This is a genomic window from Exiguobacterium sp. s143 (genome assembly GCF_018618895.1).
GTDB classification, from domain to species: Bacteria; Bacillota; Bacilli; order Exiguobacteriales; family Exiguobacteriaceae; genus Exiguobacterium_A; species Exiguobacterium_A abrahamii.
The window spans coordinates 13,444-26,874 of the sequence record NZ_JACSMX010000005.1 but is presented as its reverse complement, the minus strand read 5'-3'; the positions used below and the strand labels follow the sequence as shown (position 1 = coordinate 26,874).

The 13,431-nt window shown below is 47.6% G+C and carries 14 protein-coding genes and 1 pseudogene; 5 read left to right on the top strand and 10 right to left on the bottom strand.

Annotated features, from left to right (window positions below):
- Nucleotides 1-35: 35 nt before the first annotated feature.
- Complete coding sequence (locus tag KNQ03_RS14255; RefSeq protein WP_050677392.1) at nt 36-965, top strand: DMT family transporter; 930 nt, start codon at nt 36-38, stop codon at nt 963-965.
- 163 nt (nt 966-1,128) lie between these two features.
- Nucleotides 1,129-1,416, top strand: a complete 288-nt coding sequence (locus tag KNQ03_RS14250) for a hypothetical protein (RefSeq protein ID WP_023467290.1) — start codon at nt 1,129-1,131, stop codon at nt 1,414-1,416.
- Nucleotides 1,417-1,457: 41 nt separating this feature from the next.
- Here KNQ03_RS14250 and KNQ03_RS14245 read toward each other — a convergent pair.
- The 3 genes and pseudogenes from KNQ03_RS14245 to yfkAB all read right to left on the bottom strand — a co-directional run.
- A pseudogene (locus tag KNQ03_RS14245) lies at nt 1,458-2,612 on the bottom strand (MFS transporter); the annotation flags it as partial.
- Nucleotides 2,613-2,680: 68 nt separating this feature from the next.
- Entirely contained in the window at nt 2,681-2,863 is a 183-nt protein-coding gene (locus KNQ03_RS14240) for a hypothetical protein (protein WP_023467292.1), read from the bottom strand.
- 86 nt (nt 2,864-2,949) lie between these two features.
- Nucleotides 2,950-4,062 carry a radical SAM/CxCxxxxC motif protein YfkAB gene (gene yfkAB, locus KNQ03_RS14235; protein WP_214725268.1) on the bottom strand — a complete coding sequence of 371 codons (1,113 nt, stop codon included), beginning with the start codon at nt 4,060-4,062 and terminating at the stop codon, nt 2,950-2,952.
- Nucleotides 4,063-4,146: 84 nt separating this feature from the next.
- Between yfkAB and KNQ03_RS14230 the strand changes: the two genes are divergently transcribed.
- Complete coding sequence (locus KNQ03_RS14230) at nt 4,147-4,359, top strand: SE1561 family protein (RefSeq protein ID WP_023467294.1); 213 nt, start codon at nt 4,147-4,149, stop codon at nt 4,357-4,359.
- A gap of 40 nt (nt 4,360-4,399) precedes the next feature.
- Complete coding sequence (gene rlmD, locus KNQ03_RS14225; protein WP_058265782.1) at nt 4,400-5,785, top strand: 23S rRNA (uracil(1939)-C(5))-methyltransferase RlmD; 1,386 nt, start codon at nt 4,400-4,402, stop codon at nt 5,783-5,785.
- A 50-nt stretch (nt 5,786-5,835) separates the two neighbouring features.
- Here rlmD and KNQ03_RS14220 read toward each other — a convergent pair whose 3' ends face one another.
- The 7 genes from KNQ03_RS14220 to KNQ03_RS14190 all read right to left on the bottom strand — a co-directional run bounded on the left by KNQ03_RS14220 (nt 5,836) and on the right by KNQ03_RS14190 (nt 12,369).
- Entirely contained in the window at nt 5,836-6,714 is an 879-nt protein-coding gene (locus KNQ03_RS14220; protein WP_214725266.1) for an aldo/keto reductase, read from the bottom strand.
- Between the two features lie 32 nt (nt 6,715-6,746).
- Nucleotides 6,747-7,313, bottom strand: coding sequence for a TVP38/TMEM64 family protein (locus tag KNQ03_RS14215; protein WP_214725264.1), 567 nt, complete (start codon nt 7,311-7,313; stop codon nt 6,747-6,749).
- Nucleotides 7,310-8,704, bottom strand: coding sequence for a sensor histidine kinase (locus KNQ03_RS14210; RefSeq protein ID WP_023467298.1), 1,395 nt, complete (start codon nt 8,702-8,704; stop codon nt 7,310-7,312). The genes KNQ03_RS14215 and KNQ03_RS14210 overlap by 4 nt, the downstream gene beginning before the upstream one ends.
- On the bottom strand, nt 8,701-9,384 hold the full coding sequence (locus tag KNQ03_RS14205) for a response regulator transcription factor (protein ID WP_023467299.1): 684 nt from the start codon (nt 9,382-9,384) through the stop codon (nt 8,701-8,703). Before KNQ03_RS14205 ends, KNQ03_RS14210 begins: the two co-directional genes overlap by 4 nt.
- Before the next feature lie 127 nt (nt 9,385-9,511).
- Complete coding sequence (locus KNQ03_RS14200) at nt 9,512-10,072, bottom strand: GNAT family N-acetyltransferase (RefSeq protein ID WP_023467300.1); 561 nt, start codon at nt 10,070-10,072, stop codon at nt 9,512-9,514.
- Nucleotides 10,073-10,302: 230 nt separating this feature from the next.
- Entirely contained in the window at nt 10,303-11,442 is a 1,140-nt protein-coding gene (locus KNQ03_RS14195; protein WP_023467301.1) for an amidohydrolase, read from the bottom strand.
- 18 nt (nt 11,443-11,460) lie between these two features.
- Nucleotides 11,461-12,369 carry a TIGR01777 family oxidoreductase gene (locus KNQ03_RS14190; RefSeq protein WP_214725262.1) on the bottom strand — a complete coding sequence of 303 codons (909 nt, stop codon included), beginning with the start codon at nt 12,367-12,369 and terminating at the stop codon, nt 11,461-11,463.
- A 132-nt stretch (nt 12,370-12,501) separates the two neighbouring features.
- Between KNQ03_RS14190 and KNQ03_RS14185 the strand changes: the two genes are divergently transcribed.
- Nucleotides 12,502-13,317 (top strand): RecX family transcriptional regulator, encoded by an 816-nt coding sequence (locus KNQ03_RS14185; protein ID WP_064300788.1) that lies wholly within the window; start codon nt 12,502-12,504, stop codon nt 13,315-13,317.
- Nucleotides 13,318-13,431: the final 114 nt, after the last annotated feature.

The window sequence follows — 13,431 nt, the reverse complement described above, 5'->3', positions numbered from 1 at the left end:
CTTCAGTGAAAAGGAACAGGAAAGGAACTAGAAAGATGCAAAAAATTTTAACCCATCGGATTGGACTCGTCGTCTTTGCGTTACTGACGACTTTTTTGTGGGGCAGTGCATTTCCCTTCATTAAAAAAAGTTATGACTTATTACAGATCACATCTTCGGAATACGGAGAGCAATTGCTGTTTGCGAGCTATCGTTTCTTTTTAGCAGGTGTGTTATTACTTGTCGTCAGTGTCTTCGTCTTCAAACAGACGATCACACTGAAGGAGCGGACTTATGCCTATAGTCGTCTCGGCTTCTTTTTGACGTTCTTGCAGTACGTCTTCTTTTATATCGGTCTATCTTTGTCAACTGGCGTACAAGGATCAATCATTGCCGGATCGACTTCGTTCTTCCAGATGTTACTTGCTCATTTTCGATACGAAGACGATCGACTGAATCGATTTAAAGGACTCGCCTTATTCCTTGGATTCACAGGTGTCATCTTGGCCAACTGGCCGCAAGGTGGACAAGGTGTCTCGTTCGGTATAGGGGAAGGGCTGTTGATTGCGGCAATGGTTTCCGGGGCGTTCGGTAACTTGATCGCGAAAGAATACTCAGCACGTTATCCGGTGGCGCCGATGACAGGATGGGCGATGGTCATTGGATCAATCGGTCTCTTTATCGCAGGAGTCATTCTCGATGGTCACGTCGCACCATTCACCTTTTCAACGACAAGTGCTTGGATGCTCGTGTATCTTGCCTTCTTATCAGCGACTGGATTTACGCTTTGGAACTTACTAATGAAATATAATCCAGTCAGTAAAGTGTCGTTGTTCATGTTCTTCGTACCGATCTATGGTGTCAGTTTATCGGCCTTGATTCTCGGCGAGACGATTCCACCGCAAGCGTTGCTTGGGTTACTCTTCGTCGTCAGTGGTATCTTAGTCTCGACGTACCTTCCTGTATGGTTTCAAAAGCGAGGTTGACGAAGATTCAGAATCGTGCAAAAATAGTTTCAATCAAAGTAACTCCCAATCGTTCGTTGCTCAAGCCGACCCGTTCGGCTTTTTTCTGTACGGTCAAGTGAAGACCGATTCGGCCTTGTCTGAAAGGCTAGTGCGACTATAAAACGGAAGGAGATGAAAACGAATGGAACGGAATGAGATCGTTCGAAAGATCATTGCCACTCGTCGTCCACGTGATGAGTTTGCCCGGTTCGTCGTAACGTGCGTCAGTCAGCAGTTGAAGGAAACCCATGGAGATGTGGATGTGGAAATCATCGAGGCGGAGAGAGGTTACGATTCAGTGTGGTCAATCAACGGTCGAGAGGTCGTCGTGCTGCTCGAGACAGAAGAGCTGAAGCGTGCAAAAGAACAGCCGTATGCGATCGACGATAAGCTCTGGCGGAGTTTTCGGCAAGAAGGAATCGTGAAATAAAACAAAGGATCTTGCGCATCATTAGCGCAAGATCCTTTGTTTTAGATCCGGGATGATTCGTGACGTTTCGCGTATCGTAAGAGAAACGCAAGTGTCGCTAGAACCAGAACGAATAGACTGAAATAAAGCATAGCTGGAAGCAGAACGAACAAGCTGCCGGCAATCGGTCCAAGGATCGAACCAAGACTAAAGGCAATCCCTGCAAGCAAGTTGCCCGTCGGAAGAAGGTGTCGCGGTAACTGTTCCGTCATATAGGCGACACCGAGCGAGTACGTCGAGCCAAGTGCCATCCCGCTAATAGCAAAAATTGCGAATAACCAACCGTATCGTTCGAAGACGAAGCAAGCGATAAGGAAAGCAACGGAGCCAATCGAAAGAACGGTTACTAACGTCCGACGTTTTCCGAAGTGATCAGCAAGTCGTCCAAGTGGAAGTTGCATGATCAACGAGCTGACGACGAATGTCGTGATCAAGGTACTCGTCTCAGATAGACCGTACCCGTTACGCGTCGCAAAAACGGGAAAACTGGCATTCAGTGTGGCTTCGAGAAAACCATATGTAAAGCCAGGAAGTAACGTGAACCAAGCAGTTGATAGGACAAGTTTATACCGTGAGGCGGCGCTTTGCAGCTCCTCCGGCATGACGGATGACGGTTTTTCGTTCGGCATACGCGATAACAAGATCAGGACGATGACAGTCAATGTACCAGTCAACACGAATGGTAGCCAGTTGATGACATCGACGAGAGGTGCCGCAAGAGGACCGAGAGCAAAACCGAGACCGAATGCCATCCCGTATAGTGACATCGTTCGTCCTAACCGTTCATTTGGGGTAATGGACGTCACCCAAACCTGTGATCCATAGTGTAACGTCTGATCACCAAATCCGACGAGGAACCGTAAAATCATCCAAGCAATGACGCTTGGAAGAAGTGGAAATAAGAAAACTGCTACTGCAACAAGAGCGAGTCCAAACGAGATGACCGGAATATAACCACGTCGTCGTAGTGGACCTTCCATGAGAGGAGCGGCGACGATGACACCGATATAGAGAACGGCAGCGCTGAGACCGTTGATGAAAGCGGGGGTTCCTTGGCGTTCAAGTAAAATAGATAACAGTGGAATCAGCAGACCTTGCGTGAATCCGGAAATGAAGACGATCGATAAGATAAGAGCAAAACGACGTGACACAAGTAACGACGACCTTTCTTTTTTCTTTTAGCATAACACGCCCCGGTCTCTGAAACGGGAGACCGGGGCGTGCTTCATTTATTTTCTTGTTCAAAACGTGTCGGACGCGGCATATGCAGAAGATGTTCGTCCCAGTCTGTCTGGTCGAATACTTCATCATGTTCGATGCTGTGTGAAGCGCGAATACCAACCATCATGACGAACAAGACCATACTGAACGTACCGATGATTGCGACAATACCTACGAGCCATTCCATCCCGGTCACCCCTTTTAGAAAAACAGAATGTGTCTACTTTGTGACATTTTTCCCGGGATGCCATCGTTCAAAACCTTTTTTTAGTTTTAAAGCCGGCTGGACTGTTTTGTGAAATCAATCTCAGGGTAGTATGCGTTTTTCACAAGCGCGTTCGGTCCAAGGCATTGCACCGCAGGGCAGTGACATGACAAGCTTTTATTCAGTTCTGTCTCTTGCCACTCGGCATAAGCATCATTGAAGGATGTCTCATGAATCGTACCTAGCGAAGCAAGTTCGTCACCGAAATCCGTCACGATGATCTCGCCATCAAAGATGTTGACGTTGAGACGGGAACGTCCATCAGGGTCATTGCGAACAGAGACGTTTTTCTCTTGACGCAATCGACGATGAAGTTCTAAATCCGCCTCTTCCATCGAACAAGCATAGAAGGGGAGTGTTCCGAATAACATCCAGACGTTCGGATCCCGGACGTCAAGCAAACGATGGATCCCGTCGCGAATTTCGGGCAAGCTAGCTGCTTCGATCATCGACGCGAAGTCAGCGGGGTACATCGGATGCACCTCGTGGCGGACACAGCCCATGTCGACGATTTCCTTATGAATCGCTTCAAGGTGTGGTAATGTCCGTTTATTGATCATCGTCTCTGCAGAAACGATGACACCACGTGCATTTAGAACACGGGCATTCTCTTTCATCGTCTCGAAAAGCTTCGTCCGTGCTTCACGTGACGGTTTTCGTTCCATCATCGCAAAGCCACCATCGATGAAATCATCAGCTGTTCCCCAGTTATGTGAGATGTGCAAGACATCTAAATAAGGAATGATTAATTCGTAGCGAGATAACGGAAGTGTTAAATTTGAGTTGATTTGGGTTTTAGCGCCACGTTCGTGGGCATACTTAAGTAAAGGGACGACATATTCCTTGACGGATTTCATCGAAAGCATCGGTTCTCCGCCTGTGATGGAAAAGGCACGCAGGTGTTCGATTTCATCCAGACGTTGAATAAGTAGCTCGACTGGAATCTCGGGTGACTCGCTACTGGATAACATGTAACCGACGGCGCAATGTTCGCAGCGCATGTTACACAGTTTTGTTGTCGTGACTTCAATGTTCGTCAAACGGACCGTGCCGTATTGTTCAATGTCGCGATAAGCTTCCCACGGATCGTTCGCAATCGTGATGGGTGATGAATGTGACATAGATACTCCTCCTTTTTAGTGCTCCACTTCGTATCGTATGCTAAAATAACGTCGGAATCCAGCGGAAGAAAGGAAGTCTGAATAATGGGAAAAGCAAGAACTGATAAACTTGGTCAAATGAATGTGCTAAAATCAAGAATGCAGCTTCTCTGTCATACAATCGATTCACTCGATGAATCATCAGATATCGAAGATTTGGAACGACTGATCGTATCACTGGATCAACTCAAGGCGAAGGTCGTTCGATATGCGAAGGATATGAAAGAACAAGAAGAAACGAAAAAAGCGGTAGATTGAGACCGCTTTTTCATTTGCACAAACGGAAAGGATGAAATCAATGGCAACAAAAATCAAATTAAAGACAGGTGAGGTTCGTTCGGTCACTTGTCTACGGATGGGAATCAACGGTGAAGGGATCGCGACGCTCGAGCGACAAATCGTCTTCATCCCAGGACTGCTCGTCGGGGAAACGGCACAGATCGAGATCACGGAAATTCATGCGAACTATGCGAATGCAAAAATCTTAAAGCGTGACGATCGTTCACCGGACCGTGTTACTCCACTTTGCCCGGTCTATAGTGTCTGTGGCGGCTGTCAATTACAACACATGAGTTACGATGGACAATTGCGTTATAAGGAAGAAATGCTTCGCAACGCTTTCTTGAAATCAACGAAGTTGAATGTCGAAAAAGCGGATATCCGTCCGACGATCGGTTCGAAGGAATGGGAATACCGCAACAAGTCGCAATTCGTCGTCGGGAAACAAGGCAATGAAATCGTTAGCGGTCTCTATTCTGCGAATTCGAATCGTCTGGTCGCGATCGATGATTGTGTCGTCCAAAACAAGGACACGCTTCGCGTCAACCAAGCTGTCACGAAATTACTCAATGACTATAAAGTACCCGTTTATCATGCAGCAAAACAAGACGGTGTCATGCGCCATATCGTCGTCCGGACAGGAATCAAAACGGGTGAAATTCAGGTCGTACTAGTTGCCTTTAAAGACGGCTTCCGTGATCTAGAAGGTTTGTCACGCGATATCATGGATATCCCAGGTGTCGTCTCGGTCGCACTGAACATCAATGATAAGTTGACATCACGTGTCTTCGGAGAAGAGACGGAAGTCTTGCGTGGCGTGGAACGGATTGAAGAAGAGATGGGGGAATTCACGTATCAATTGTCTCCGCGTGCCTTCTTCCAATTGAATCCGGAACAAGCAGAGCGGATGTATGAAGAAATTGCGCGTGCTGCTGCTTTGACAGGCGAAGAACGTGTCGTTGATGCCTACGCAGGTGTTGGTTCAATCGGACTTTGGATCGCTAAAGGAGCAAAAGAAGTCCGCGGCATGGAAATTATTGAAGAAGCTGTCGAAGATGCCAATGCGCACATGAAGCAATACGGATTCGACCATGCCCACTACGTCGTCGGTAAGGCAGAAGCCTGGATTCCGCGTTGGGTCAAGGAAGGCTGGATTCCAGATGTCTTCATCGTCGACCCACCACGCTCAGGTTGCGATACACAATTGTTGAACGCGATGATCTCGTCTAAAGCGAAAAAAATCATCTATGTCTCGTGTAACCCGCAGACGCTTGCGCGCGATTGCGATCACTTGATGAAAGCGGGATACAAGGTATCGTACATTCAGCCGTACGATATGTTCCCACAAACAGCGCACGTCGAAGCAATCGTCGTGCTCGAAAAAAAGAAAAAGAAAAAGTTCTAAGTAACAAGCCCGTATGCACTCTTTGAACGAGTGGACATACGGGCTTTTTATCATGTTTGCGAAAGATAACCGAACGTCGCGTCACACTCAGCGAAGCGTTCCTTCAACCGAGCAACACGATCAACAGGAAGTGGACCGCGCTCGATCAGTTGCTGATTCAGCGCGAGGTGTTCTGGTCGAGACGTACCGATGATGGCTGTCGTGATCCCTGGCTCAAAGACTGTGAAACGAAGGGCAGTTTCAAGCCAACTGGATTCCTCGAGTGGATAAGCGAGTTGTTGCGCACGTTCCCAGTAGGGTTCGACGTACTGTCCGACCGGACGCTCTGCGAATCGCCACGGGGCGTTACCGATTGGACGCTTGGCGATGACACCGTGATCTAGAAGGGTGGGCAGGACTTCATCGACACGTTGATCAAATAGATTGAATGACGTTTGGAAACTGTCGAAGCGATTCGTTTCGATAGCATATGTTAAGTCTTCCCGATCACCGGAATAAGCGATGACGCGGACTTTTCCAGCTTGTTTTGCTTGGTCAAGCGCTTCGATGACATCTCCCTGGGCGAGAATTTCTCGACTACAAGAATGGAGGTGTACGATGTCGAGATAATCCGTTTGCATCGTCTGTAAGGCTTGATCGATGCCACCATGGACCGCTTCAAAGGTCCAGTCCTGCGTACCGGGAACATCATAGCCGACTTTCGTCGACAGAATGACGTCGTGACGACGATTCTTTAGAAATTGTCCGACGCGTTGCTCCGATAAGCCATAGCCGCGTGCTGTATCGATCAGATTGATGCCGAGATCACGTGCTTGTTCGAGTAAATAGACTGCTTCGCGATCCGTCATCTGTTCTGCGCCGATGTGACCGGCTCCGAACCCAAGCGGGGATACGAGTAGGTCGGATGTTCCAAAACGTCTTAACTCCATGAACGATACTTCCTTTCAGAAAATCTGTAGTTTTATATCGATGATGCTCGTTTTTGTTGAATACGATAGGCCAGATAACCAACGAGTGCCACGCCTGCAATCGACCATTGGATGATGGATGAGGATTGCATGAACTGATGGACGGCGAACACTTCGATTAACATGGCTGGAATTTTTCCGATCGTACTCGCAGTCAGGAAAAGTAGGATGGAAATACCACTAGCAGCACTGACGATGTTGACGATGCCAGACGGGACGAACGGTAACAGCCGCAGCAAGATGATCGTCAAAAAAGCTTCGCGTCCTTGTTGTGCTTGTAGTTTTTGTTGCAAACGAGCGAATCGATCCGGAAGTGGGCGACGAAGGGCATACCGCAGTCCTTTTCGGTAAAGTAGAAACGCACAAACCACACCTAGGACTTCACCGATGAAAGAGAGCAATGTGCCCATCCATAGACCGAAATAGACGAGATTCGCAGCGGTGACGAACGTACTCGGTAGGACACCAAGTACACTGACGACGACGCCGACTAAGATACTAACGAACGGAGCGAAAGGTCCGAAGAGTTCAAAGGTTTGGATGACATGATGTTCCATCATTCGAATCCATCCTCTTCATCCGGAAGAAGCGGTAACTCGATGTGGACAGTCGTTCCTTCTCCAAGAACGGAGTCGAACCGGATTGTCCCATCATGACGATCGATGATGTGTTTCGTGATGGCAAGACCAAGACCGGTTCCGCCATCTTTACGCGTCCGTGATTTATCGACACGGTAAAAACGTTTTGTCAGTCGATCAAGATGCTCTTCCGGAATGCCTTCTCCTTCGTCCCGGATAAGACAATGCGTCCGGTCGCCGATCGTTTCAGTCGATAAGAAAATCTGTTTTCCAGGCGGTGTGTACCGTAAGGCGTTATCGAGTAAATTGCCGAAGACTTGCTCGAGTCGGTCCGTATCGCCTAAGACGATTTGATCCGGGTCGAGATTCATGACGAACGTGACTCCTTTTGACTGGGCGATTGGTTCCATCCGGTAAATGACATCTTCAAGTACTTGACTGAAGACAAGTGGTTGTTTCGACATCGGATAGGAATCGCGTTCAAGTTGAGCGAGATCGAGCAGATCATTGACGAGACGTTGCAGACGTTCCGTTTCCCGCTCGATGATTTGGTAATACTGCGCACGCTTTTCTTCCTCGAGCGAATCATCCTGCATCATCTCCGTATAGCCACGGATGTAGGAGAGAGGTGTCCGTAATTCGTGGCTGACGTTCGCGAGGAACTCTTTACGCTGCTCGTCGACTTCTCCGAGCGATTCCGCCATCTTATTTAATGTTTCTGCGAGTTCCCCGATCTCATCGTCCGATTGAATCGGAATCCGGTAATCAAAGTCACCTTGCGCATAAACAGTCGAGGCGCGCTTCATGTCGATCAACGGACGGATGATCGTATCGATGATTTGTCGTCCGAAGATGACGAGATTCAAGACGATCAGTCCGATCATGAAGAAGATCATCAGACGGAGTGGGCGGAATGGTTCACTGATTTGGCCAAGTTCCAGATATAAAATCAGTGTACCGACCAGTCGATTGTTTTCGATGATCGGAAACCCGGTCATCAAAATGTCCGTTCCTTCAATCGGATGGGTCCGACTGGAGACGACGGTTTCACCGTTTCGAAGTTCTTCGATATCCGCATTCGTCAAAAAGCGCAGTCCAGCTGGATTTTTCTTCAGGAAATCGATGAAGAAGACTTTCGATTCCGTCAATTCATTCGTATAAGTCATTCCATCGTAAAAAGCACCGGATAATCCTTCAGATTCATAGATATTGATCAGCTTTTCGCCTCGGTTCAATAAGATATCTTCCTGCGTTTGAAGATAGAACCGGTCATAGAGATAGAAAGTGAGCAGGACGAATAAAATAGCGGAAAAAACGCTTGTGAACCAAATCGTGATCCAAATCCGGCGCCGGATCGTATAGCGCTTAATCATACTTCCTCGAATTTATAACCGATGCCCCAGACCGTTTGAATCGAGCCACCAGCTTCCCCGAGCTTTAAGCGAAGTGTTTTGATGTGTGTATCGACCGTCCGTAAGTTCCCGATATAATCCGCACCCCAGATTTGATCGAGTAACTGTTCACGAGAAAAGACCTTATCATTGTTTTGAGCGAACAGATGCAGCAAATCAAATTCCTTACGCGTCAGACTGACCGGTTTGCCATTGACGTGGACACTCCGACTTTCGGTATCGAGTTCGAGCATTCCGAGCGTTAAAGTAGCCGATTGATCAACTGTAAAGCGGTGAGAACGACGAAGAGTCGCTTCGATGCGAGCAAGCAGTTCTCGAGGGCTGAATGGTTTTGTAATATAGTCATCAGCTCCGATTTTCAGCCCGTGAATGCGATCGAGTTCATCCGAACGTGCCGTCAGCATGATGATCGGAACGTTTGAGAACTCACGGATGCGCATACATGCTGTCAAGCCGTCCATTTCCGGCATCATGACATCGAGTAGAACGAGATGGAATGTATTTTGTTGAATGAGATGGATTGCTTCTTGTCCGTTAGAAGCTGTCATCGTCGTGTAGTGTTCTTTTTCAAGATTCGAGACGAGAAGATCACGCATTTGTGCTTCATCATCTACTACGAGAATGTTAAACGATTCTGGCATTAGTCTTCGCTCCATTTCCTGTAGAAGAAAGTGTTTCTTCCATAAAGATGAGTTTTCTTATTTATCATACCATTTCAAACTTTAGAAGCGCATGCGTGGACACAAAAAAGCATGAGAGACAAGGCTCTCATGCTTCGAGTTGTTGGTGATCGTATAGTGTTTCGAGCTCCCGACCATGAATGTACATATGGAAACTAGATTTTGAGACTTCATATAGCGTGAACTGTGTCTCACCGGCATTCAATTGCTCAAGAAGCGCAGGGCGCAACTCATCCGCACAGAACGCATACGGCAATTTTTCAGCTGCTTTTTGTGACCGAATATTGCTTTTGCGAATTTTCATGAAGACACTTTCGTATCCAAGCTCAAAGAACAGCTCAGAGAAGAAGGCTTCTTTCGCTAAATGATTGTATCCTTTACCATGATACGGTTTACCTAACCATGTACCGAGAAACCCATATTGTCCTTCGATATCGAGTAAACTAATCGTACCAATCGGTTGATCGAATTCATCTAGGATGGTACGTGATACGATTTCACCACGTTCTTCCTCTTCGATTGCCTGCTTTGTAGTAAACAGAAATTCATCAAAGTACCGTGTTTTTTGGCGGACGTACGGATATACGTCTTGATGCTGCATCAGTTCGAACAAATCAGCGCAGTCGCTCAGCTCCCGTTGCTTGAGCATACTTCCATTCCTCCTTTTAGGACCGCAAGAATGATTGTCGAAAGCTACCTGTCTGACTCGTTTGAACCGCGCATGGTATGCCTTCTTCAGTTGTCGGATAAGATAATATTACCTTCTTTTTTTAAAATTGCAAGAAAATAATTTTTGTGAAAAAAGATACAAAAACAAGATGTTTTCCGTAAGCGTTCAAAACCCCCGAAAGGTGCAAAAAACACCTGGCGGGGGTGGGGTTAAGTCAAGTTCAGTTGAGCGTGTTCAAAAATGATTTTTCCGTCAATCATCGTCATGAGCGGCTTCGCTAAATAGTCGAGTGGGAAGTGACTCCATAGGACGAGATCCGCGTCTTTTCCGACCTCGATCGATCCGACGCGATCGTCCACACCGAGCGAGCGGGCTGGATGAATCGTGATCGCGCGCAAGGCGACATCGACCGGTAGACCTTCTCGTGCAGCTAGACCGGCACAGAGATTCAAGTACTGGACAGGGGTGTACGGATGATCGGTCGTGATTGAGATCTCGAGACCATGCTCATGAAGAATCCGATACGTTTCCCATGTCTTATTCTTCAGTTCGATTTTAGACTTTCGCGTGAAGGTTGGTCCGACCGTCACTTTTTCGATCGGTAATTGTTCCATCTCTTTTGCGACGAGATGACCTTCCGTACAATGTTCGATACGCAAATCGAGATCGAACTCTTCCGCAAAACGGATGGCAGAAAGGATATCATCTGCTCGGTGCGCATGTACACGAAGCGGCATTTTATGATCAAGGACCCGTTTGATCATCTGGTGAGCAAACGTTTCGGAAACTCGTTGTGTCCGAACTTCAAGAAAGGCTTCGCGCAACATCCCCATGATGCCCATCCGTGTCAGTTCACCGGCGCGACCAGCACTATGGACACGCTTTGGGTTTTCACCGAGCGCCACCTTCAGACCCGCGTACTTTCGAAGAATCATATCATCGATGAACCGTCCATGCGTCTTGATGACACTCGTGACGCCACCGATGATGTTCATGCTACCGGGCATGACTTGAACGGTCGTAATCCCGTGCTCGACGGCTTCCTTAAATCCTTCATCAAGTGGGTACACGCCATCAATGGCACGCAGATGAGGAGTCATCGCAAAAATCGTCTCATTCGCATCATTTCCGACGGTTCCGGTACCTTCGTCATATAATCCGAGATGTGTATGGGCATCGATGAAACCGGGTAATAAAAAGTGACCTTCTGCTTCAATGACTTGATCGTTTTCTAAGTGATCCAGTAATTCACCGATTTCAATGATTTTCCCATCACGAATGCGGATGTCCCCGTAAAAACTGTCCGAAGTAATCGGATAGATATGTGCATTTCGAATTAAGATATCCAAGTATCGTCCACCCCTGTACTAGTTTGAATGCTCGATTGCTCGCAATGCATCCTTTAGTTCAGCATACCGAAACTTGTATCCGTTTTCGAGCGCTTTTTTCGGGATGACACGAGCTCCTTCTAGTACAATCGTACTCTTTTCACCGAGTGCGAGCTCTAACGCGAAGCGTGGCGCCGGGAGCCAGTGTGGGCGATGTAAGACTTTTCCGATCGTCTGTCCAAAACGGCGCATCGTCTCCGGGTGAGGCGCAGTGATGTTCAGCGGTCCTTCGACTGTCGGGGTCTCAAGTGCGAATAGGAATAAATCGACTAAATCATCGATGTGGACCCAGGAGACCCACTGTTTTCCGTCGCCCATCGTCCCACCACCAAACAAGACATAGGGCAGGCGCATTAATGGGTAAGCGCCACCGGCTTTCGTTAGGACGACACCGATTCGTGGATGGACAAGTCGAATGCCAGCGTCAGCAATCGGACGGGCAAGGTCTTCCCACGCGACACAGACATGACTTAAGAAGTCAGCGGTCGGTGGAAGTGGTTGATCTTCGGAGAATGTTTGATGCCGATCTTGTCCGTAAATGCCAACCGCAGAAGCAGACAATACGACATTTGGCTTTTGATCGAGTGCTTCAACGATCCGAACGAGCTCCTTCGTCGTGCTGACGCGACTGTCGAGAATGACGCGTTTGCGTTCATCCGTCCAACGTCCGTCGTTGATCGAAGCACCAGCAAGATGAATAAAGGCATCGATGCCCTCTAAGTGCTGTTCCGGTTTTGCGTCTTCTGTCATCCACTTGATATATGTGACATGCGCGTCATTCGCTTTCGGATGACGCGTTAAGATAAAGATGTGATGTCCTTGATCTAGTAAACGTTTCGTCAAGGCTTGACCAATCATACCGGTTCCACCGGTAATCGCAATGTTCATGTAATCCATCCTCCCTAAATAAGTAAAAGTAGCTTCTTTCCATTTGTTCCCGTTCCATGGTTTCACTCAAACATAGACCTGCCTGTTCATGATATCGTAGAACTACCGAATCAGGTTAGGGGAGGGAACGAAATGAAGATCAAACGGATCTCGACGCAGAAAAAGAACAGCGAACGATTCAACATCTATGTCGAGCGTGATGGCAAAGAGGAATATGCCTTTGCCGTAGACGTCGATATCTTAATTAAATACAATCTACAACGCGATAAGGAACTCGATGACGATTTCGTCAAGGAAGTGTTAACGGCTGAAGAACAGCAAAAAGCGTATCGTCTCTCGTTGAATCATTTATCGTACCGCATGCGGGCGACGAGTGAAGTCGTCGCCTATTTAACAGAGAAAGAGACACCGGAGCATGCGATCAAACATGCAATCGATCGATTGACGGAGCAACGCTATTTGGATGATCAACAGTTCGCACTTGCTTATACGGCAACGAAAAAAGCGACGACACCTCAAGGTCCGGGACGGATTCGCCGCGACCTTGAGGCATTGAAGATACCGAAGACAGCGATTGATGAAGCGATCGTGACGTTTACGGATGAAGAGGAATACGAAAAAGTCCTGAAGTTTTTGCGGCAAAAGCAAAAAGAGCTGCAACGGCGTTCCGTGCGGGAACTGACACAAAAGTTGCAGTTAACGCTCATGCAGCGTGGGTTTTCGTCCGATTTGATTAAAGCGGGCATTGAAGAGGTGTTTCGAGCTGAAGAAGGTGACGAAGAAGAACAAGCGGCCCTTTATCAAGCGCGCAAGTATTATCCGAAATACCGACAACTTGAACCGTTCGAACGCGAACAAAAAGTCAAGCAAGCACTCGTCCGAAAAGGATTTCCATACGGTCTAGCCGCTCAAGTCCTCGAACAAGTCAAAGAAGAAGAGGCGGAGTAATAAAAGCAAGACGAAAAATTGACAATTATCCGACAATTGTGCTATTCTACGCACAGACTAAGAAAAGGAGGAACCGTCCTATGAAAAAGCCAATTGGTTTCACTCATATCCAAC